The sequence below is a fragment of the Amycolatopsis sp. 3B14 genome, from assembly GCF_050958625.1.
Taxonomy (GTDB): Bacteria; Actinomycetota; Actinomycetes; order Mycobacteriales; family Pseudonocardiaceae; genus Amycolatopsis_E; species Amycolatopsis_E thermoflava.
Genome location: NZ_JBHZEN010000078.1, coordinates 1 through 20,941, shown reverse-complemented (window position 1 = coordinate 20,941; position 20,941 = coordinate 1). Strand labels below are relative to the sequence as shown.

Annotated in this window: 20 protein-coding genes; 12 read left to right on the top strand and 8 right to left on the bottom strand. The window is 72.6% G+C overall.

What is annotated here, in order from left to right:
- Nucleotides 1-475: PHP domain-containing protein (locus ACCP09_RS35490; protein ID WP_433753188.1), on the bottom strand; the 475-nt coding region annotated here is incomplete at its 3' end.
- A 139-nt stretch (nucleotides 476-614) separates the two neighbouring features.
- Here ACCP09_RS35490 and ACCP09_RS35485 point away from each other — a divergent pair.
- The 4 genes from ACCP09_RS35485 to ACCP09_RS35470 all read left to right on the top strand — a co-directional run bounded on the left by ACCP09_RS35485 (nucleotide 615) and on the right by ACCP09_RS35470 (nucleotide 4,162).
- Nucleotides 615-1,187, top strand: a complete 573-nt coding sequence (locus tag ACCP09_RS35485; protein WP_027934755.1) for a TetR/AcrR family transcriptional regulator — start codon at nucleotides 615-617, stop codon at nucleotides 1,185-1,187.
- Nucleotides 1,188-1,255: 68 nt separating this feature from the next.
- Entirely contained in the window at nucleotides 1,256-2,011 is a 756-nt protein-coding gene (locus ACCP09_RS35480; RefSeq protein ID WP_433753186.1) for an SDR family oxidoreductase, read from the top strand.
- Nucleotides 2,012-2,066: 55 nt separating this feature from the next.
- Nucleotides 2,067-2,978: an asparaginase gene (locus tag ACCP09_RS35475; protein ID WP_433753194.1), complete on the top strand. Its 912-nt coding sequence runs from the start codon at nucleotides 2,067-2,069 to the stop codon at nucleotides 2,976-2,978.
- Between the two features lie 5 nt (nucleotides 2,979-2,983).
- Nucleotides 2,984-4,162, top strand: a complete 1,179-nt coding sequence (locus ACCP09_RS35470) for an aminotransferase class V-fold PLP-dependent enzyme (RefSeq protein WP_433753192.1) — start codon at nucleotides 2,984-2,986, stop codon at nucleotides 4,160-4,162.
- A gap of 4 nt (nucleotides 4,163-4,166) precedes the next feature.
- Here the strand turns inward: ACCP09_RS35470 and ACCP09_RS35465 are convergent, their stop codons facing one another.
- Both ACCP09_RS35465 and ACCP09_RS35460 read right to left on the bottom strand, forming a co-directional pair.
- Nucleotides 4,167-6,494 carry an FtsX-like permease family protein gene (locus ACCP09_RS35465; RefSeq protein WP_433753184.1) on the bottom strand — a complete coding sequence of 776 codons (2,328 nt, stop codon included), beginning with the start codon at nucleotides 6,492-6,494 and terminating at the stop codon, nucleotides 4,167-4,169.
- Nucleotides 6,491-7,198 carry an ABC transporter ATP-binding protein gene (locus ACCP09_RS35460; RefSeq protein WP_027934750.1) on the bottom strand — a complete coding sequence of 236 codons (708 nt, stop codon included), beginning with the start codon at nucleotides 7,196-7,198 and terminating at the stop codon, nucleotides 6,491-6,493. The genes ACCP09_RS35465 and ACCP09_RS35460 overlap by 4 nt, the downstream gene beginning before the upstream one ends.
- 120 nt (nucleotides 7,199-7,318) lie before the next feature.
- On the opposite strand from ACCP09_RS35460, the gene ACCP09_RS35455 reads away from it, so the two are divergent.
- Nucleotides 7,319-8,116 carry a sensor histidine kinase gene (locus ACCP09_RS35455; protein WP_433753181.1) on the top strand — a complete coding sequence of 266 codons (798 nt, stop codon included), beginning with the start codon at nucleotides 7,319-7,321 and terminating at the stop codon, nucleotides 8,114-8,116.
- Nucleotides 8,113-8,769, top strand: coding sequence for a response regulator (locus ACCP09_RS35450; protein WP_027934748.1), 657 nt, complete (start codon nucleotides 8,113-8,115; stop codon nucleotides 8,767-8,769). Before ACCP09_RS35455 ends, ACCP09_RS35450 begins: the two co-directional genes overlap by 4 nt.
- Here ACCP09_RS35450 and ACCP09_RS35445 read toward each other — a convergent pair.
- Together ACCP09_RS35445 and ACCP09_RS35440 are read right to left on the bottom strand one after the other, a co-directional pair.
- Entirely contained in the window at nucleotides 8,736-11,048 is a 2,313-nt protein-coding gene (locus tag ACCP09_RS35445) for a beta-glucosidase family protein (protein ID WP_433753179.1), read from the bottom strand. The two genes, ACCP09_RS35450 and ACCP09_RS35445, sit on opposite strands and share 34 nt — an antisense overlap.
- Nucleotides 11,045-12,031 carry a LacI family DNA-binding transcriptional regulator gene (locus tag ACCP09_RS35440; protein WP_208722557.1) on the bottom strand — a complete coding sequence of 329 codons (987 nt, stop codon included), beginning with the start codon at nucleotides 12,029-12,031 and terminating at the stop codon, nucleotides 11,045-11,047. The genes ACCP09_RS35445 and ACCP09_RS35440 overlap by 4 nt, the downstream gene beginning before the upstream one ends.
- A 193-nt stretch (nucleotides 12,032-12,224) precedes the next feature.
- On the opposite strand from ACCP09_RS35440, the gene ACCP09_RS35435 reads away from it, so the two are divergent.
- The 3 genes from ACCP09_RS35435 to ACCP09_RS35425 are packed head-to-tail and all read left to right on the top strand — an operon-like array spanning nucleotide 12,225 to nucleotide 15,258.
- Entirely contained in the window at nucleotides 12,225-13,511 is a 1,287-nt protein-coding gene (locus tag ACCP09_RS35435) for an extracellular solute-binding protein (RefSeq protein WP_027934745.1), read from the top strand.
- Nucleotides 13,508-14,440 carry a carbohydrate ABC transporter permease gene (locus tag ACCP09_RS35430; protein WP_027934744.1) on the top strand — a complete coding sequence of 311 codons (933 nt, stop codon included), beginning with the start codon at nucleotides 13,508-13,510 and terminating at the stop codon, nucleotides 14,438-14,440. The genes ACCP09_RS35435 and ACCP09_RS35430 overlap by 4 nt, the downstream gene beginning before the upstream one ends.
- Nucleotides 14,440-15,258: a carbohydrate ABC transporter permease gene (locus ACCP09_RS35425; protein ID WP_027934743.1), complete on the top strand. Its 819-nt coding sequence runs from the start codon at nucleotides 14,440-14,442 to the stop codon at nucleotides 15,256-15,258. Before ACCP09_RS35430 ends, ACCP09_RS35425 begins: the two co-directional genes overlap by 1 nt.
- On the opposite strand, the gene ACCP09_RS35420 is transcribed toward ACCP09_RS35425, so the two are convergent.
- Nucleotides 15,227-15,532, bottom strand: a complete 306-nt coding sequence (locus ACCP09_RS35420; RefSeq protein ID WP_433753176.1) for a hypothetical protein — start codon at nucleotides 15,530-15,532, stop codon at nucleotides 15,227-15,229. The genes ACCP09_RS35425 and ACCP09_RS35420 overlap by 32 nt on opposite strands.
- 568 nt (nucleotides 15,533-16,100) lie before the next feature.
- The gene (locus tag ACCP09_RS35415) at nucleotides 16,101-16,868 is read right to left on the bottom strand and encodes an IclR family transcriptional regulator (RefSeq protein WP_027934741.1); all 768 of its coding nucleotides are present in this window, start codon (nucleotides 16,866-16,868) and stop codon (nucleotides 16,101-16,103) included.
- Between the two features lie 251 nt (nucleotides 16,869-17,119).
- On the opposite strand from ACCP09_RS35415, the gene ACCP09_RS35410 reads away from it, so the two are divergent.
- From ACCP09_RS35410 to ACCP09_RS35400, 3 genes are read left to right on the top strand one after another with little or no spacing between them, the layout of a single operon-like run.
- Nucleotides 17,120-18,010, top strand: coding sequence for an alpha/beta fold hydrolase (locus ACCP09_RS35410; RefSeq protein WP_123685323.1), 891 nt, complete (start codon nucleotides 17,120-17,122; stop codon nucleotides 18,008-18,010).
- Nucleotides 18,007-19,158: a macrolide family glycosyltransferase gene (locus tag ACCP09_RS35405; protein ID WP_433753173.1), complete on the top strand. Its 1,152-nt coding sequence runs from the start codon at nucleotides 18,007-18,009 to the stop codon at nucleotides 19,156-19,158. The genes ACCP09_RS35410 and ACCP09_RS35405 overlap by 4 nt, the downstream gene beginning before the upstream one ends.
- A complete protein-coding gene (locus ACCP09_RS35400) occupies nucleotides 19,155-20,003 on the top strand; it encodes an alpha/beta fold hydrolase (RefSeq protein ID WP_433753171.1) in 849 nt (282 codons plus the stop codon). Before ACCP09_RS35405 ends, ACCP09_RS35400 begins: the two co-directional genes overlap by 4 nt.
- Here the strand turns inward: ACCP09_RS35400 and ACCP09_RS35395 are convergent.
- On the bottom strand, nucleotides 19,939-20,874 hold the full coding sequence (locus ACCP09_RS35395; protein ID WP_433753190.1) for an ADP-ribosylglycohydrolase family protein: 936 nt from the start codon (nucleotides 20,872-20,874) through the stop codon (nucleotides 19,939-19,941). The two genes, ACCP09_RS35400 and ACCP09_RS35395, sit on opposite strands and share 65 nt — an antisense overlap.
- Between the last annotated feature and the right edge of the window lie 67 nt (nucleotides 20,875-20,941).

Sequence of the window (20,941 nt, the reverse complement as noted above, 5' to 3'; positions counted from 1 at the left end):
CGGTGGTGGCGATGATGCCGGCGGCGTTCTCCGCGATCAGTTCCCGGTCCATCCGCGGCTTGCGGTAGTAGCCCTGAATGCTCGCCAGCGACGACAGCTTGAACAGGTTGCGCAACCCCGTCGCGTTCTCCGCCAGCATCGTCATGTGCGTGTACGCACCGCCACCGGAGACGTCACCGCCCTCACCGAACTCGTCCGAGCCCCGCTGCGAGGCCTGCCCCCAGAAGATCGGCTTCTTGGTGAACCGCGACTCCGGCGCGATGTAGGCCTCGATCCCGATGATCGGCTTGAGCCCGGCCTTGCGCGACTGCTGGTAGAACTCGTCCGCCCCGTACATGTTGCCGTGGTCGGTCATCCCGACCGCGGGCATGCCGAGACGACTCGCCTCGGCGAACAGCGGGGCGATCTTCGCCGCACCGTCGAGCATCGAGTACTCGGTGTGCACGTGCAGGTGGACGAAGGAATCGTTCGACACCAGCAGGAACCTCCCCTTGTTTCACGCTGACTCCCGGCCTGGAGGGATCAGCCTAGCTCGCGGCACCGACGAAAAACGCGCCGACGTGCCGAGTGAAGTTTATTTGACCTCCAGTTCCAATATGAGCTAGCGTTCCGGCATGGCGAGAGCGAAGGCCTTCGACGTGGACGCCGCCGTGGACAAGGCGATGGAGGTCTTCTGGGCGAACGGGTTCGGCGGCACCACGCCCCAGCAGCTGGTCGACGCACTGGGCATCGGGCGGGGCAGCCTGTACAACGCGTTCGACAGCAAGCACGCCCTCTACGAGCGGGCGCTGCGGCGCTACTACGAGCGCGAGACGGTCCGGCTGATCGAGGTGCTGGACGGCCCAGGCCCGGCCCGCGAGCGACTGCGCGCGGCGCTGGAACTCGTCGTCGACGCGGCCCGCGAAGACCGGCGTGGCTGCATGATGGCCAACGCCGCGGTCGAGTTCGGCGCGGCCGACGAGGTGGTCAACCACCTGGTGCGACGCACCTTCGAGCGACAGGAGGCCGCCTTCCGCAGCACCATCGAGGAGGGGCAGCGGGCAGGCGAGATCGACGCCGGGGCCGACGCGCGGGCGCTCGCGTCGTTCCTGCTCACCACCATCAACGGCATCCGCGTGCTGGCCAAGGCCGACCCGGACCCGCGCCGCCTCGCGGACCTGGCAGGCACGGCTCTGCGCGCGCTCTGAACCCGCTGACCTGCGGCGTTTTTGCGCTGCCTTCATTTTGTAACTCTAGTTCAAGAAAGAGAGTGCACGTGGACCTGCAGTTGGACGGCAAGACGGCGGTCGTGACCGGCGCGAGCAAGGGGATCGGCCTGGCGGTCGTCCACGCGCTGGCCGCCGAGGGCGTGACGGTGTTCGCGGCGGCACGCACCGTGAGCGAAGGCGTGCCGGTGCGGGCCGACCTCACGACCCGGGAGGGGGTGGCGCTGCTCGCGGAGCGGGCCGGTGACGTCGACATCCTGGTCAACAACCTGGGCGGCGTGACCACGGGCAGCATGCGCGCGGACGGTTTCCTGGACATCGACGACGACGCGTGGCAGCGCACGTACGAGCTGAACCTGTTTTCGACCGTGCGGGTGACCAGGGCGCTGCTGCCGGGACTCCTCCGCCGGCGCGGCATCGTGATCAACATCTCGTCGATCGGCGCGCGGGCCGCCTTCCAGCCGGTCGACTACGGCACCGCCAAGGCCGCGCTGACGAACCTGACGAAGGCCCTGGCCGAGGAGTTCGGACCGCGCGGCCTGCGCGCGCTGACCGTCAGCCCCGGCCCGACGCGGACCGCCAACTGGGCCGACCCCGCGGGGTACGCGGGCGAGCTGGCGGCCGCCGCCGGGATCCCGCTGGAGGAGTTTCTGGCCGGCGTGCCCGCGTCGATGGGCATCACCACCGGCAGGCTGACCGAGCCCGAGGAGACGGCCGCGCTGGTGACGTTCCTCGCCTCGCCCCGCTCCGGCAACCTGACCGGCGCCGACTACCTGGCCGACGGCGGGGTGATCAAGACCGTGTAGTGACGAGCATCCGGTTGACAGGGGGAAGTGGCGCGGCGAGCCTCGGGGCGTGGTGATCCCCCTCGTTCAGGTAGTCCGCGACGGGCTCGTGGAAAGCGTCCACTTCGGATCGCGGGTCGTCCTCGGCCCAGGTGGCGAGGTGCTGGAGGCCGGGGGTGACGTCGACCAGCCGGGCTACCCCCGGTCCACGGCGAAGCTCATGCAGGCCGCCGGCATGGTGCGGCTCGGGCTCGACCTGCCGCCCGACCTGCTCGCGCTGGCGTCCGCGAGCCACTCCGCGGAGGAGTTCCACCTCGACGGGGCGCGCAAGATCCTCGGCGAGCTCACCGAGGACGACCTGCAGTGCCCCGCCCACCTCCCCCACGACCCGGTCCTGCACGACGTGTGGATCGCGGAGGGACGCCCGCCGCGGCGGCTCGCGCACAACTGCTCCGGCAAGCACGCCGCGATGCTCGCCACCGCGAAGCTGAACGGCTGGTCCACCCACGACTACCTGGACCCCGCGCACCCGCTGCAGGTGAAGCTCGCCGAGACGGTGGCCGAACTCGCGAGCGAACCGATCGCGCACACCGCGGTCGACGGGTGCGGCGCGCCCCTGTTCGCGATCTCCCTGCACGGCCTCGCCACCGCCGTCCAGCGGGTCGCCACCGCCCCGCCCGGCACCCCGGAACACCGCGTGGCGGAGGCGATCCGCACGCACCCGGAGATGCTGGCCGGCCCGAACCGGGACGTCACCCAACTGATGACCGCGGTGCCCGGGCTGATCGCCAAGGACGGCGCCGAGGCCGTGCAGATCGCGGTCCTGCCGGACGGTGTCACGGTCGCTGTCAAGATCGCCGACGGCTCCGCGCGCGCCCGCATGCCGGCCACGCTGGCGGCCCTGCGCCGCTTCGCGCCCCGGTACGACTGGGACGACGTGGTAAACCGCTGTCCCAGCCTGCACGCGCCCAATATGGTCGGTCTGTGACGACACTGCGCGAAGAAGACGTCGACCGCTTCCGCCGCGACACCCCGGGCACGGAAGAGGTCGTGCACCTCAACAACGCCGGCTCGGCGCTGCCGCCGCGGCAGGTCACCGACACGGTGCTCGACTACCTGCGCGAGGAGTCGGTGCGCGGCGGTTACGAGACCGCGGCCGCGCACGACGACCGAATCCAGGCCGTGCCCGACGCGATCGCCCGGTTCCTCGGCGCGGAAGCCGCCGACATCTCGGTGACCGACAGCGCGACCCGCTCGTGGCAGGCCGTCTTCTACGCGTTCCGCTTCGAGCCCGGCGACCGCATCCTGACCTGCCGGTCGGAGTACGCCAGCAACGCGATCGCCTACTTGCAGATCGCCCGCCGCACCGGCGCGGTGGTCGAGGTCGTCGAGGACGACGAGAGCGGCCAGCTCGACGTCGCCGACCTGGAGCGCCGCCTGGACGACGACGTCAAGCTCATCGCGATCACCCACGTGCCGACCCAGGGCGGCCTGGTCAACCCGGCCGAGGAGATCGGCGCGATCGCCGAGTCGGCCGGGATCCCGTTCCTGCTCGACGCCTGCCAGTCGGCCGGGCAGCTGGACCTCGACGTGCGCCGCCTGCGCTGCGACGCGCTGTCCGGCACCGGCCGCAAGTACCTCCGCGGCCCCCGCGGCACCGGCTTCCTCTACACGCACCCGCGGCTGCGCGAGCGGCTCGAGCCCGCGATGCTCGACCTGCACTCGGCCACGTGGACCGCGCCGGACAGCTTCGAGATCGCGCCGGACGGCCGCCGCTTCGAGACCTGGGAACGCAACCACGGTCTCGTGCTCGGCCTCGGCGCCGCCGTCGAGTACGCCCACGAGATCGGCCTGTCCGCCATCGAGGAGCGGGTGACCGCGCTGGCCGCGCGGCTGCGGGCGGACCTGTCGCAGATCGGCGGCGTCTCGGTGCACGACCAGGGCAAGCGCAAGTGCGGCATCGTCACCTTCAGCGTGGCCGGGACCGACGCGGCGGAGGTCCAGGCGGCGCTGGCCGCGGCGAAGATCAACACCTCGGTGGCGCGCCCCACCTCCTACCAGTACGACCAGGAGGTGCGGCGCCTGCCGGACATGGTGCGGGCGTCCGTGCACTACTACAACACCGAGGACGAGCTGCGCGCGCTGGCCGAGGCCGTGGAGCGGCTCGCGTAGCCGGTCATTCGCTGCGCAGGACGGCCGCGATGGGCGTCCGCGCCGCGCCGCGCGCCGGGATGAGCGCACCCGCCACCGCGATGACGATGCCGGCCAGCGCCAGCAGGGCCGCCATCGGCGCGCGGTAGACGTCCAGGACGAAGCCGAAGACGTCGGACTGGGCCGCGCGCATCATCGCGGGGGCGACCACCCCGTGCACGAGGATCCCGAGCGGCACGCCGATCAGCCCGCCGACCAGTCCCAGCGCGCCCATCGAGGTCACCAGCATCACGGTGACCTGGCGCGGTGTCATGCCGATCGACTTCAGCATGCCGAGGTCGCGCCGCCGTTCGCGGGCGTTGAGGACGACGGTGTTGAACACGCCGAGCGCGGCGACGGCGCCCAGCACCAGCGTCAGGAGCGTGGCGGAGCTGATGAGCACCACGGCCTGGCTCGACGTCCCGTCGCGCGGGGGCAGGACGGTCAGGCCGGGGTCGCCGGCCTCGACCGCGGCGCGGTAGGCCTGCTGGTCGGTGCCCGGCGCGAGTTCGACCGTGTAGGTGTCGGCCCGCGCGGCTGGGTCGAGCAGCGTCAGGGTGGACCAGTCGGCGAAGATCGTGTCGGCGTTGTTGGTCAGCACGACGCCGACGATCCGCGCCGGGGTGCGCTGCCCGGCGAGTTCCACGGTGACGGTGTCGCCGAGCGCGAGCCCGCGCTGGTTCAGGAACCTCGACGGCACCGCGACCTGCCCCGGCCCGTCCGGCCAGTGGCCGCTCGTGACCTGGGGGGCGAGGGCCGCCGAGTCGCCGCGGGAGAACTCGACCGTCGCGGTCTGCTGCCCGCCGACCACGTTGACGTTCTTCGTGGCCACCGCGGCGACGAGCTCCGCGCCGGGGGTCGAGCGCAGCAGCGCCTCGTCCTCGGCGTCGGTCAGCGTGGTCGTGGCACCGGGGCCGCCCGGCTTCGGCGACGCGCCGTCCGACAGCGCCGGCCCGCCCGCCACCACGTCGATGCGGTCCGGGTGGGACGGCCGCACCGCCGAGTTGTAGGCGTTCACCGACAACGTCACGCCGATCGCGAGCGTCACGGTGGTGACGCCGAGGACGACCGCGGCCAGCGTCAGGCCGCTGCGTGCCGGGCGGGCGAACGGGACCCCGAGGCCGAGGCTCACCGACCGCGGCAGCCGCAGGCCCGACAACCAGCGCTGCACGGCGAGCGCCCGCCCGGGCCGGGGCGCGCTGCCCGCGCTGATCGCCACCGCCGCAGGCAACCGGCGCGCCCGCAGCGCGGACACCAGCGCGGCCAAGGCGACCACGGCGGGCATCCCGAGCAACGCCGCGATGTCCACCCAGACGTCGATGCCGGCCGCGCCCGCGCCGAAGACCTGGAACGCGTCGGCCAGCAACGGCCGCGCGACCACGTTGCCGAGCACCGTGCCCAGCACGCACCCGGCGGCGGAGGGGACGGTGACCATCACCAGGTACACCCCCATCACCTGGTTCGGGCTGAAGCCGAGCGCCTTGAGCATCCCGATGTCGCGGTACCCGGCCACCACCGCGCCGCCGACCACGTTGGCGACGATCAGCACCGCGACCGCGAGCCCGAGGAACCCGAAGACGACGAGGAACGGCACGTACACCCCGACCTCGGTGGCGAGGTGCTGCTTCACCGTGAGGTAGGACTGCGCGCCCAGCAGCGCCCCGGGCGGCAGCCCGGCCGTCACCGCCGCCTGCCCGGCGCGGATCTCCGCGGCGGTCGCACTCGCGGTGAACCGGTAGAGCATCTGGCTCGCGGTGGGCTGCAACGCCACCGCCTGGGCGGGGGTGACCCACGCGTCGGCGGACGCGCTCACCGAGTAGGCGAACCCGACGATGGTCAGCGCGGGACGGCCGGGAACCTCGATCCGGGTCCCGAGCGGCACCAGGGTGGTGCCGGGGACCAGGTTCAGGACGATCTCGCCCGGCGCGGCGGCCCACCGGCCCTCCCACACGTCGACCCGGTCCACCGGCCCGCCGGGGTCCGCGCGCCCCACGGTGGTCAGGGACGGGCCGACGCGTTGCGCGCTCTGCGAGGTGTCGAGGGTGAGCTGGGCGAACGGCCCGGCCGCCGCCTCGGCGCCCACGGCGGCCGCCGTCAACTGTTCGTCGGTCACCAGGGTGCGGTCGAACGCCGCGACCAGGTCCGCTCCGCTCTGCTGCTCGTGCGCCCGGTCGAACGGGGCCGACGACGACACCAGCAGCCCGAGCGCCAGCACGATCGTCGCCGTGGAGATGGTCACCACCAGCCCGATCACCGCGGTCTGGAGCCGGCGGCGGCCCACCGCGGCCCGCGCCACCCGCCACACCGCGCTCACGGCGTCCGCTCCAGGCTGGTCTCGCGCGCGACCCGCCCGTCGGCGACCTCGACCACGCGGCTCGCGCACCGGGTGGCGAGCCGCTCGTCGTGCGTCACCAGCAGCAGCGTCTGCCCGATCTGGTTGAGGTCGAGCAGCAGGTCCATCACCTGCTCGCCGGACCGGCTGTCCAGCGCGCCGGTCGGCTCGTCGGCCAGCAGCAGCGCGGGCCGGTTCATCAGCGCCCGCGCGACCGCGACGCGCTGCCGCTCGCCGCCGCTCAGCCGGGCCGGGTAGATGTTGCGGCGCCCGGCGATGCCGAGCTCGTCGAGCAGTTCGAGCGCGCGCTTGCGGGCCTGGCCGGCCGGGGTGCCGGTGAGCTGGGCGGCGAGCGCCACGTTGTCCAGCGCGGGCAGGTCGTCGAGCAGGTTGAAGAACTGGAAGATCATGCCGATCCGGCGACGGCGGAACAGCGCCAGCCCGGTCTCGTTGAGCTTCCCCAGGTCCTCGCCGTGCACGACGACCGAGCCGGACGTCGGGCGGTCCAGCCCGGCCACCATGTTCAGCAGCGTGGACTTGCCGCTGCCGGAGGGGCCCATCACCGCGACCGCCTCCCCGGCCCGGATCTCCAGGGAGACCCCGTCCAGGGCGACCGATTCGCTGTACTCCTTGCGCACGTCGGTCAACCGCACGACCGCGCCGTCATCTCTGGTCACGCCGGCCATCCTGCGGGCAGCGGCCCGGTGCCGGCATCGGTCCGGGGAGGTAACTCCCGGCGCGGGTCATCCCGGGGATGTAGTCCGGCGGTGGATGCGTATCGCTCCGGGTCCTGACACAGTTGCCGGGTGTGGGAACTGGTTGTCGCCGCGGTGGCGTGCCTGGTGGCCGCGGTGCTGGCGGTCCGGCTCGGGCGCGCGCGGCGGGCGTTCGCGAGGGCGCTGGAGGAGCGCGGCTGGCTGCTGGAGCGGGAACGGGAAAGCGCGGCGCGCAGCGCGGTCGACGACGAGCGGGCCCGGATCGCGCGGGAGCTGCACGACATCGTCAGCCACAACGTGAGCGTCATGGTGGTGCAAACCGGGGCCGCGCGCCGCGTGCTCGCGACCGAACCGGAGCAGGCCGCGACGGCGCTGGAAGCGGTCGAGGCGGCCGGGCGGGACACGATGACCGAGCTGCGGAACCTGCTCGGCGTGCTCGCCCCGCCCGCCGACGGTGACGAGACCGCGGACCTGTCGCCGCAACCCAGCCTGAGCAGGCTCAGCCCGCTGATCGACCGGATCGCGTTCGCCGGGCTGCCGGTGGAGGTCCGCGTGTCCGGCGAGCCGCGGCCGCTGCCGTCCGGTGTGGACCTGACGGCGTACCGGATCATCCAGGAAGCGCTCACCAACGCACTCAAGCACGGCGACGGGCGGCAGGCGGAGGTGACTGTCCGGTACTCCGACCGCTACCTGCGGGTCGAGGTGCTCAACAGCGGGCCCAGCGTGCTGTCCGGGGACGCGCCGGCCCCGTCCGGCGAGACCGAGGAGGGACGCGGCCTGCTCGGGTTGCGGCAGCGGGTGGCCGTGTTCGGCGGCGACCTGGACGCCCGGCGGCGCATCGGCGGCGGGTTCCGGGTCCGGGCGAAGATCCCGCTGGAGCGGCCGTGACCGGGCCGCGCGTGGTGATCGCCGACGACCAGGCCCTGGTGCGCACCGGCTTCCGGATGATCCTCGCCTCCGGCGGCGTCGACGTCGTGGGCGAGGCGGCGGACGGCGCGGAGGCCGTCGCCACCGTCCGCGACCTGGAGCCGGACGTCGTGCTCATGGACATCCGGATGCCGGCGATGGACGGCCTGGAGGCCGCGCGCCGCATCCTGGCGCGCGACCCCGGCTGCCGGGTGCTCATGCTGACCACGTTCGACCTCGACCGCTACGTCTACGACGCGCTCGCCGCCGGGGCCAGCGGCTTCCTGCTCAAGGACGTCACCCCCGAGCACCTGGTGGCCGCGGTGCGCCTGGTCGGCACCGGCGACGCGCTGCTGGCCCCGTCGATCACCCGGCGGCTGGTGGAACGTTTCGCCGCGGGGCAAGCGCGCCCGGCGCCGCACCGCGACCTCGCCGTCCTGACCCCGCGCGAACTGGAGGTCCTCACCCTCGTCGCGCGGGGCCGGTCGAACGCCGAGATCGCCGCGGAGCTGACGCTCAGCGAGGCGACGGTCAAGACCCACGTGGCCCGCATCTTCGCCAAGCTGTCGTTGCGCGACCGCGCCCAGGCCGTCGTCCTCGCCTACGAAACCGGGCTGGTCTCCCCGGGCGACTGAACCGGTGTGGTCAGCACTCGGTCGTGCCCCGCCTCGCGCACCGGGCCGGTCAGCTCGAACGCGGCGCGGCAGGGCAGATCGTCGGCCGAGCGGCCGGCGAACACCTCGATCGTGCCGGGTTCGACGATCCGGCGCAGGTCCAGTCCGGTGAACGCGAGCCGGTCGGCGTGCAGCCGGAACGTCACCGTGCGCGCCTCCCCCGCGTCGAGGGTGACCCGCGCGAACCCGGCCAGCTGCCGCACCGGGCGGGTCACCTCCGCCAGCACGTCGCTGAAGTACAGCTGCACCACCTCGTCCCCGGCGCGGTCGCCGGAGTTGCGCACCCGCACCGAGACCTCGACCGCACCGTCGGTCGGCACCTCGCGGGCGCTCAGCGTCAGGTCCTCGTAGTCGAACGTGGTGTAGGAGATGCCGTGCCCGAACGGGAACAGCGGGCTCGGGTCGAGGTTGCTGATGCCCTCGCTGTTGCCGCCGAGCGGGGGCTGCAGGTAGGTGCTCGGCTGCGCGCCGGCCACCCGCGGCACCTGCACCGGGAGCCGCCCGCCGAAGTTCGTCCGTCCAGACAGGACACCCGCCAGCGCGGGCCCGCCCTCCTCGCCGGGCATGAACGCCTGCACCAGGGCCGCCGCCCCGGTGTGGTCCCCCAGCGCGTACGGACGGCCGGACACCACGACCACCACCACCGGCGTGCCGGTGGCCAGCAGTTCCGTCAGCAGCTCGTCCTGCACGCCGGGCAGCCGCAGGTCCGGCGCGTCGCAGCCCTCGCCGGAGGTGCCCTCGCCGAACAGGCCCGCCCGGTCGCCGACCACCGCGAGGCACACGTCCGCCTCTCGCGCGGCTTCCACTGCTTCGGCGAAGCCGGACCGGTCCTCGTCGCGGATCGGGCAGCCGGCCGCCGAAGTGATCACGGCGTCCGGCAGTTCCGCGCGCAGCGACTCCAGCAGTGACGGCGCGTCGACACCGATGCCGTACTCGGGATAGCGCGGCAGCACGTGGTTCGGGTAGGAGTAGCAGCCCATGAACGCCAACGGGTCGTCCGCGCACGGGCCGACGACCGCGATCCGCTTCGCGCGCAACGGCAGCGTGCCGTCGTTGGCCAGCAGCACCACCGACTTCTCGGCCAGTTCCCGCGCGATCGCGCGGTTGCGTGGCGAGTCCAGGTCCACCGGCCGCGCCCGCGGCGCCCAGTCCGCGTCGAGCAGGCCAAGCTCCGCCTTCTGGCGCAGCAGCCGGCCGACCGCGCGGTCCACAAGGGACTCCGGCACCTCGCCCGATCGCACCAGCTCGACGAGTTCCTTGCCGTAGCACAGGGTGTCCGGCAGCTCGACGTCGATGCCCGCGGCCAGCGCGAGCGCCCCGGCCTGCCCGGTGCTGTCGGCGACCCGGTGCATGCTGCCCAGGAACGCGATGGCCCAGTAGTCGGACACCACCACGCCCTCGAAACCCCACTCGTCCCGCAGGATCCCGGTCAGCAGCGGCGCGTTCGCCGCCGCGGGCACCCCGTCGAGGTCGACGTAGGCGTTCATCACCGAGCGCGCCCCGCCCTCGCGGATCGCCATCTCGAACGGCGGCAGGATCACGTCCCGCAGCTCCCGCTGGCCGATCGACACCGGCGCGTGGTTGCGGGCCGCGCGCGACGCCGAGTACCCGGCGAAGTGCTTGAGCGTGGCGACGATCCCGTTGCGCTCCAGGCCGCGCACGTACGCGGCGCCGAGCGTGCCGACCAGGTAGGGGTCCTCACCGAGGGTCTCCTCGACCCGGCCCCACCGGTAGTCCCGCACGACGTCCAGCACCGGCGACAGGCCCTGGTGCACCCCGGAAGCGCGCATGTCGTCCGCGATCGCCGACGCCATCCGCTCGACCAGCTCCGGGTCGAACGTCGCCGCCCACGCCAGCGCCGCCGGATAGACCGTGGCGCCATAGGTGGTGAACCCGGTCAGGCATTCCTCGTGCACGATCGCCGGGATGCCGAGCCGGGTCTCCTCGACGATCTCCCGCTGCAGCGCCTCGACCCGCGCCGCGCCGTCGGCCGCGCTGACCGGCGCCGTGCCGAACACCCGCGTCAGGTGCCCGATGCCGTTCTCCCGCGCCTGCTCGAACGGCACCCCGCCCCGCGCGAAGACGTCCTGCATCGGCGCGACGTTGCCGTTCAGCTGCTCGTTGCCCGGCCATGCGCTGCCCAGCTGCGCCACCTTCTCTTCGAGGGTCATCTCCGCCAGCAGCGCCTCGGCTCGGGCAGCGGCGGGCAGCGCGCTGTCGCGCCAGGTCGGTTCCGTCATGGTGCTCCTCGCAGGTTCGTCGTCGAATCGCGCACCACCAGGTTGGTGGCCAGCTCCACGTGGTGGGAGTCGAGGGTTTCGCCGGCAGCGAGCCGCATCAGCGTGCGCAGCGCGACGCGGCCCATGTCCTGCAACGGCTGCCGCACGGTGGTCAGCGCGGGCGTGGCCAGCTCGGCGAGCATGGTGTCGTCGAACCCGACGACCGACAGGTCCTCGGGCACGCGCAGTCCCCGCCGCCGGGCGGCTTCCATCACGCCCAGCGCGGTCGCGTCGCTGGCCGCGAACACGGCGGTCGGCGGCTCCGGCAGGTCGAGCAGCCGCCCGCCCATCTCCAGTCCGTCCGGATAGCCGAAGGCGCCGTGCAGGATCAGCCGCGGGTCGACGGTCACGCCGGCGTTCTCCAGCGCCGCGCGATAGCCGTGCTGGCGGGCCTGGCTGCAGGAGGCCTGCACCGGCCCGCCGGCGTAGGCGATGCGCCGGTGGCCAAGCTGCAGCAGGTGTTCGGTGGCGGACACCCCGCCGTTCCAGTTGGTGGCGCCGACGCTGGTCACCTCGACGCGCGGCAGGTTCAGCGGGTCGATCACCACGAGCGGCAGCCCGGCCCGCGCGAAGCCCTCGACCTGTGCGCGGGTCAGCTCGGAGGTGACCACGATCAGCCCTTCGCGGCCGGCCAGGCTCAGGCGCCGCGCCCAGTCGTCGTCGTCGGACTCCGGCAGGCGCCCGACCACGACGTCCACCCCGGTTTCCGCGCCCGCCTCGGTGACCCCGCGCAGGACCTCCAGCGAATAGGGGCTCACCAGGTCGTCGAACACCAGGTCCACCACGCGCGCGGGCCCGACCGTGCGCCGCCCTGGCTGGGGCACGTAACCCAGGTCCTTCAGCACGTCCTGGACCCGCTGCCGGGTCGCCGCCGCCACGTCGCCGCGGCCGTTGAGCACCTTGGAGACCGTCGGCAGCGAAACCCCGGCGGCCTCGGCCACCATCGCGAGCGTCGCCCGCTGAGAACGCGCCGGCACCGCACCCTCCAACCATGTTCTTGCCGAAAAGTTTCAGGCGACTATAACGCTATTTTCCTCGCCGAAACAGCTCTTGACGGGTCCGGGCGAGGCGCATATCTTCCGACACACACCAGAGTGTTTCCGAAAACTTTCGGACCTTCGATGGGGAAGGCGCATCATGACACTGGTCAAGCGGCGCACCGCCGTGATCGCGGCCGGCCTGGCCGCGGTTCTCTCCCTCACCACCGCGTGCGGCTCCAGCGGTCCCTCCGGCGGGGGCGGCGCCACCGCGTGGGCGCTCACCGGCGGCGACGAGCAGACGTTCCGGACGTCCTTCGAGTCGTCCGGGGTCGACGCGCAGTACTTCGGCAACGACGCGTACAAGCAGAAGATCCGCACCGCGATCGGCGCCAACGAGGCCCCGACGCTGGTCTTCAGCTGGAGCGGCGGCCTGCTCCAGTCCTGGGTGGACTCCGGCAAGATCATGGACCTGTCCGGCGAGGCCGCGAACGACCCGGCGTTCGTGAACCGCTTCCTGCCGTCGGTGGCGCGCACCGGCGTGCTCGACGGCAAGACCTACGCCGTGCCGAACAACGGCATGCAACCGGTCGTGCTGTTCTACAACAAGGAACTGTTCGACCGGATCGGCGCGCAGCCGCCGAAGACGTGGGACGAGATGATGGCCCTGGTGCCACGGTTCAACGAGGCCGGCATCGCGCCGTTCTCCCTCGGCGGGCAGAGCAAGTGGCCGCAGCTGATGTGGGAGGAGTACCTCGTCGACCGCATCGGCGGGCCCGAGGTGTTCAACAACATCGTCGCGGGCAAGCCCGGCGCGTGGTCGGACCCGGCGATCATCCGCGCCAACACGATGATCCAGCAGCTCGTCGACGCAGGCGGGTTCGTCCGCGGGTTCAACTCGATCGCGACCGACAGCAACGCCGACACCGCGCTGCTGTTCACCGGCAAGGCCGCGATGTACCTGATGGGCTCCTGGGCCTTCCCCACCATCAAGCAGGCCGACCCCGAGTTCATCTCGAGCGGCAAGCTCGGCTGGACCACCTTCCCCACCGTGCCCGGCGGCAAGGGCGACCCGGCGAACATCGTCGGCAACCCGGCCAACTACTGGTCCGTCTCGGCCACCGCGAGCGACGAGCAGAAGCAGGCCGCGCTGCGCTACCTGCGCGAGGACCTGATGAACGACTCCTACGTCGACTCGCTGCTCGCCGGCGGTTCGGTGCCGCCGCTCACCGGCATCGAGGACAAGCTCGCGAAAACCGAGGACCCGCAGTACCTGTCCTACGTGTACCAAATGGCGAGCAAGGCGCCGAACTTCCAGCTGTCCTGGGATCAGGCGCTCTCCCCCGGCCAGGCCGACGCGCTGCTGACCAACCTGGAGCAGCTGTTCCTCAAGCAGATCACGCCGGAACAGTTCTCCGCCAACATGAACGCGACGATCGGGCAATGAGCACGGTTCTCGAACAGCGGGACCGGGCGCCGGCACGCACGCCGGCGCCCGGCCGCGGCCGGCTGCGGACCGGCCCGAGCCCGCTGATGGCGGTGCCCGCGCTCGCGTTCTTCGGGGTGTTCGCGATCGTGCCGCTCGGCGGGGTCGCGGTGCTGAGCTTCATGGAGTGGGACGGCATCGGCGACCCGTCGTGGGCCGGGCTGGCGAACTGGGCCGCGGCGCTCGCCGACCCGGCCACCTACCACGCGATCTGGCTGTCGGTGCAGGTGATGGTGGTCAGCTGGCTGGTGCAGACGCCGATCTCGCTGCTGCTCGGCGTGCTCATCGCCGGGCGCGGCCGGTACCGCGCGCTGCTCGGGGTGCTGTACTTCCTGCCGATGCTGCTGTCCGCGGCGGCCATCGCGATCGCGTTCAAGGCGCTGCTGGACCCGAACTTCGGCATGAGCCGCGCGTTCGGGCTGGACTTCCTGTCGCAGGACTGGCTCGGCGACCCGACGCTCGCGCTGTACGTGGTGATCTTCGTGATCGCCTGGCAGTTCGTGCCCTTCCACACGCTGCTCTACCAGGGCGGGGTGCGGCAGATCCCGAAGTCGCTGTACGAGGCGGCGGAGCTGGACGGGGCGGGCCGGGTGCGGCAGTTCTTCCACATCACGCTGCCGCAGCTGCGCTACACGATCATCACCTCGTCGACGATGATGCTGGTCGGGTCGCTGACCTACTTCGACCTGGTGTTCGTGCTGACCGGCGGCGGCCCGGGCGACGCGACGCGGATGCTGCCGCTGGACATGTACCTGTCCGGGTTCTCCGGCAACGACATGGGGCGGGCGAGCACGCTGGCCGTGCTGCTGGTGGTCGCCGGGCTCGCGCTGGCGCTGGGGTTGTCGAGGCTGTCCAGCTTCCGGCGGGGCAGCCAACTGGAGGGGGCGTGATGCGGACCCGTCCGAACTACCTCGGCGGCCTCGCCGGGTTCGTGTGGCTGGCCGTCGTGCTGGTGCCGGTGTACTACGTGGTGGTGACGAGCCTGCGCAACCAGCGCGGGTTCTACGACGCGAACCCGTTGTCGGTGCCGGCCCCGCCGACGTTCAGCGCGTACGAACTGGTGCTGCGCAACGACTTCTGGCGGTATTTCGCCAACAGCGTGGTCGTGACGCTGGCGACGGTGGCGATCGCGGTCGCGGTGGCGTTGATGGCCGCCTACTACGTGGTGCGCGGGACGACGTGGTTCTCGCGGTTCACCTACCGCGGCTACCTGCTGGGCCTGGCGATCCCGATCCAGGCGACGATCATCCCGGTGTACTACCTGATCACGCGGGCGCAGCTGTACGACACGCTGCTGGCGATCATCCTGCCGTCGGTGGCGTTCGCGATCCCGCTGTCGGTGATCATCCTGGCGAACTTCCTGCGGGACGTGCCGAACGAGCTGTTCGAGTCGATGCGGGTGGACGGCGCCGGTGACTGGCGGATGCTGTTCAGCCTGGTGCTGCCGATGATCCGGCCGGCGGTGGTGACGGTCGCGGTGTACGACGGACTGAACGTGTGGAACGGGTTCCTGTTCCCGCTGATCCTGACGCAGAGCCCGGACCAGCGGGTGCTGCCGCTCGCGTTGTGGTCGTTCCAGGGGCAGTTCCGGGTCAACATCCCCGCGGTGCTGGCGGCGGTCGTGTTGTCGACGCTGCCGGTGCTGGCGCTGTACGTCCTGGGGCGGCGGCAGCTGGTCAGCGGCCTGACGGCGGGTTTCGGGAAGTGAGGTCGCGAACGGGCAGGAGTTCGACCGCCGCGCCGGACCGTTCGAGCAGGTGCGCGTGCTCGGCGCGCCTCGGGTCGTTCCGGTAGGCCTCGAACTCCTGCTCGCCCGGGAACCCGACGAGGTGCACCTCGGTGCCGTCGTCGAGGGACCGGACACGCCGTTCGAGGCGGCCGCCGTACTCGGCCAGGAGGGGCAGGACGGCGTCCTCGTAGGCGTCGAAGGCTTCCGCGCCGCCGTCGGGCAGCCGCGCGATCAGCAGGAAAGTCAGGGGCATGGGCTCATCATGGCGGGCTCGGCACCTCGACACGCCGGGCGCCGCGATCGCCACGCCGGGCGCCGCGCCGGCCGCCCCGGGCACCACGTTCACCACCCGGCGCCACCTTCCCCACCCCGGGCACCACCTCCGCCACCCCGGCGCCACATTCCCCAGGCCGGACACCACCTCCACCGCCCCCGGGTGCCGCGACCACCATCCCGGGCACCGTGTTCACCACGCCGCCGCCGCGTTCACCACCTCGGCATTCCCCGCCTCAGATACCGCATTCCTCACCTCGGCCACCACCTTCGCCGCCCCCGCGCCGCATTCCCCACCTCGGGCACCGCATTCCCCGCCTCAGGCACCGCATTGCTCACCGCGGCCACCACCTTCACCGCCCCGGCGCCGCATTCCCCACCTCGGGCACCACGGTCCCTACCCCGGCGCCACGCTCACCACCCCGGCACCACGCTCACCACCCCGGCACCACGCTCACCGCCCCGAGCACCACCTCCACCGCACCGGCACCGCATTCCCCACCACGGGCATCGCGCCCGCCGAGCCGACCGCGCAGCGACCCAACCCATCACCGCCCGCGCACCACGCCCCGCACGTCCGCGGCCGACGGTGCGCCCAGCGCACGCGAGATCCCCCGCGCCGCGGCGGTCATCACCGGCACCAGGGCCCTCGGGTCGCACTCGTCCACGTGCACCACCAGACCCAGCGCGGCGACCACCTCGTCACCGGCGCCGCGGATCGGCGCCGCGATCGCCACCGCCTCCAGCGTCAGCTGCTCCTCCGCCACCGCGACCCCGGTGCGCCGCACCTCCGCCAGCACCCGCCGCAGCTCCCGCGCGTCGGTGATCGTCTTGTGCGTGAAGCGCTTCAGCGGCGCCTCCAGCACCTGCTCCTGCACCTCGCGCCCCGCGTGGGCGAGCAGCGCGAGCCCGGTCCCTGTGGCGTGCAACGGCCACCGCTGCCCGAGCCGGCTCAGCACCGTCACCGTGCCGCGCGCCCGCAGCGTCTCGACGTACACCACCTCGTGCCCGTCCCGCACCGCCAGGTGCACATGCGCGCGCGTGGAGTGGAACAGGTCCTCCAGGAACGGCTGCGCGAGCTCGCGCAGTTCCAGCCCGCGCGGCGCGAGCGCGGCCAGCTCCAGCAGGTGCAGCCCGATCCGGTAGCGGCCGTCGTCGTCGCGTTCGAGCGCGCCCCAGTTCACCAGCTCGCCGGCGAGCCGGTGCGCGGTCGTCAGCGAAAGCCCGGCCCGGCGGCTGATTTCGCTCAACGTGAGCAGGCTGCGGCCCGGCGTGAACGCGTCGAGCACGGCGAGCAGCCGTCCCGCCGCCGTCATGGGAATCGGTCTCCGCAAAGCCCTGTCCACGGCGGCTCCTCCGGGGGTCGGCGCTGACTCCGTCGGACCCATCCTTGATCGAGTGTGACCGCTCATACAACGGGCCTTCCGCATGGTGGAAGCCCCGTTGCGCCGCGGTCACACGCGCGAGTGGTCAAGTTGGCTCGATCGAGTTTCCGTGGCGCGCCCGCGGAGGACGACGTGGTTACGTGGCGGGCCCCAAACCCCGACCACACCGAGGAAGATCGCTTGTGACGGCAACGACCACCCGGCAGGAAACCGTCCCGCTCACGTTCGGCGGATTCGACTTCGCGGGCCGCATCGTTCGCGGGGGCGGCAGACTCGCGCCGATCGTCCTGGTGGGCGGCGCCTTCCAGCACAAGGACGCGTGGGGCCGGGTGGAACGCGATCTGCTCCGGCACGCCGACGTGATCACGGTCGACCTGCCCGGCTGGGGCGCGGCGGATCGGCTGCCGCCCGGCTACGGCGTGGACTTCCTCGCCGGCGCGCTCGGCCACCTGCTCGACCAGGTCGCGCCGGAGCCGGTGCACGTCGTCGGCGCCTCCTACGGCAGCGGGGTCGCCCACCGGTGGGCGCAGCTGCGTCCCGAACGGGTGCGCCGCCTGCTGCTCGTTGGCACGATGACGCACGTGACCGGTCGGCTGCGCCGCCGCATCGCCCGCAGCGTGGAACTGGCCGAGCAGGGCAGGCACGCGGAGTTCACCGCCGAGGTGCTGGACCTGATGCTGAGCCGCGCACCGGGCATCCGGCGGCAGGCCGCGGTCCGCCGGTGCCTCAACAGCCTGGTGGGCGCGATGTCCGACGCCGACGTCGCCAAGTACCTGGACAACACGCGGCGGCTGCTCGACCACCCCGGCGACGACGGCCGGGTCCTGCCCGTCCCCGTGCTGGTCACGACCGGGGAGCACGATCCGCTGACCACGCCGGTGTTGAGCCGGGCAGCCGCGGCCCGGTGCGCCGACGCCCGCTTCACCGCGATCCACGGCGCCGACCACCTCGTGCACCTGGAGCGGCCGGCCGAGGTGGTGGACCTCGCGTTGCGGTTCTTCGCCGGCGAGCCGCTGTCCGGTCTGCCGTACTGCACCCCGGTCGAGCACGTGGTCTGCGGGGTGGCGCGGTGAAGCACGCGCTGTTCGTCAACGTCGCCGACCACGGGCACGTCAACCCGACGCTGGCCGTGGTGTCGGAGCTGGTGTCGCGCGGCTGGCGGGTGAGCTACGCAGTCAGCGCGGACTTCGTCCCGCAGGTGCGCGCGGCCGGTGCGGAACCGGTGGTGCTGCCGGACGTCCGGGACGGCAGCCCGCCGCCGGAGGACCTGATGGCGGGCGTGGCGATGTACCACCGGGACGCCGAGGCCGCGCTGCCCGTGCTGGAAGCCCTCGACGAGGCGCCCGACGTGGTGGCCTACGACTTCGTCGCGTTCGCGGGCAAGGTCCTGGCGCGCAAGCTCGGCTTGCCGATGGTGCAGCTGTCGCCGACGCACGCGTTGTTCCCCGGCTGGGAGCGGATCGCGTTCGGCGTCGAGAACCTCTCGGACCTGCCGGTGTACCAACGGTTCCAGCGGTTTCTCGACGCCAACGGCCTTGGCTGTTCGGTCGAGGAGTTCCAGGCGGTGGACGACCCGAAGGTGGTGTTCGTGCCGCGGGCGTTCCAGATTTCGCCGGACCTGCTCGGGCCGGAGCACACCTTCGCCGGTCCCGCGCTCGGCGACCGGTCGTTCCAGGGGTCGTGGCGGCCACCGGTGGGGCAACCGGTGCTGCTGGTCTCGCTCGGGTCGTGTTTCACCGACCAGCCGGACTTCTTCCGGGCCTGCCTCGACCTCGCCGCGGGCTTGGGCTGGCACACCGTGATGGCGATCGGTCGGCACGTCGATCCGGCGTCGCTGGGGCCGGTTCCGGACGGTGTCGAGATCGCCCCGATGGTGCCGCAGCTCGACGTGCTGGCCGCCGCGTCGGCGTTCGTCACGCACGCCGGGATGGGCAGCCTGCTGGAGGCGCTGTACCACGGGGTGCCGATGGTCGCGGTCCCGCAGATGGCCGAGCAGCGGCTGAACGCGGCGCGTCTCGCCGAACTCGGACTGGGCGTGACGCTCGACCGCGCGGAGGTGTCGGCGCAGACGCTGCACAACGCCGTGCTGCGGGTGTCGTCGGATGCCGGCATCGCAGCGAACGTGGCTGGCATGCGGGAAATCGTGCGGGCCTGCGGTGGGGCGGCGGAGGCCGCGGACGTGATCGAAAAGGCCTCGGTCCGGGAAGGTGCCGCGCTGTGACGACCCTGGAGAGCCCGGTCCGAAACGTCATGCTGGAGACCGACCGCGGCCGGTTCGCCGCCTGCCGGGCCGGGTCCGGCGAGCCCGTGGTGCTGGTGGGCGGGTACCTGGGGTCCAAAGAGGACTTCGCACCGCTGTTGCCGCTGCTGGCCGCCGCCGGGTACGCGGCCTGGGCGGTCGACCACCACGGTCAGCACGAAAGCCCGGGCTCGGACGATCCGAGCGCGTACACGTTGTCCGCGATGGCGCAGGACTTGCTGGCGGTGGTCGGCGAGGTCGGCGAGGGGGAGCCGGCGCACGTGGTGGCGCACTGCGCGGGCGCCGCGGTCGCGCACGCCGCAGCCGTCGCCCTGCCGCGGGCGGTGCGCAGTTTCGCGCCGCTGGGCAGCCTGCTGACCGGTTCGGAGAAGGAGACGGCGTTCCTCACCTGGTGCGCGGACGCGGTCGCCGCGGAGGGGGCCGCGGGCCTGCGCAACCTGGTCGACCACTGGGTCCGCACGGATCCCGACCGGGCGGATCTGATGCGGACCCGGTTGTCGACCACGCGGACCGGTCACCTCGTCGGGTTCGCGCGGCTGCTGTGCGGGCCGCGGGCGGGGGTCGGCGAGCTGGCCGGTTCCGGGGTGCCGTTGTTGTTCGTGCATGGCGTGGACGACGAGTTCACCGGTTCGCCCGAGGAGTACCAGCGGACGGCCCACCGGTTCGGACGGGACGCTGTCGCCGTCGAGGGCGCGGGCCACTGTGTGCAGCTGGACCGTCCACAGGAGACGGCCGAGGCGCTCATCGGGTTCTGGCGCGCAGTTTCAGCAGATCGTCGGCGAGTTCCGGCAGCGGAAGGTCGTTGACCTCGGTCACCGTGCGAACGGCTTCGTCCGGGAATGCGCCCACGCCGGTGCAGGCGCCCGCGATCGCGCCGGCGATGGCCGCGATGGTGTCCGTGTCGCCGCCGAGGCTCGCCGCCGTGCAGCAGGCCTGCCACGGGTCCTCCGCGTGGCGGAGCACCGCGAACGCGGCGGGCACCGACTCCTGGGTGGCGACGCTCGTGCCGATCAGCGCGGGCACGTCGGCCGGATCCATGGTGCGGCTCCAGCGGATCCGCGCGGCGACGTCCCCGGCCGCGACCCAGTTCCCGCGCTTGGCGGCTCGTTCCGCCGCCTCGACGGCGAAGTCGATCGCCTCGGACAGGCTCGCCCCGCCGACGCCCGCACTGACCGCGGCGGCGACCGCGGCAGCCCCCGCGAGCGCGACGCCCGTGTTGTGGGTGACCCAACTGGCCTCGACCACGCTGTCCACGAGCACGTCGAGGTCGGCCGGATTCGCGATCCCCACGGGGGCGATGCGCATGGCCGCACCGTTCGTGGTGCCGTACTTGCCGGCCTGCTCAAGCGCTTCCCCCGCGGCGACGGCCGTGAGAGCGGCGCGCGTGGACGGCCCGAGCAACCCCCGAATGCCGCGGCTGCGCAGGTCCCGCTCCCACTCCAGGAGCGCATCGGCGAGCCCGTGGGGGTCGATCCGCCCACCCCCGGAGACCAGCAGCTGTGCGACGATCACCGCCTGCTGGGTGTCGTCGGTGACACCGCCCGCAGGCAACCCCCGCGCCGCCGCGAAGCCCGTGACAGGCGTGATTTCCGCCGGTGACAGTCCTTCCGTGGGCATACCGAGCGCATCCCCGATGGCCAGACCCGCCAGAGCCGCCACAGCACGTTCCCTCACCACCCCACAATCCCACCACCAAACAGGGCGCGCCAGCGCCTGCAGTGACCACAAGGTAGCTGGGTGGTCA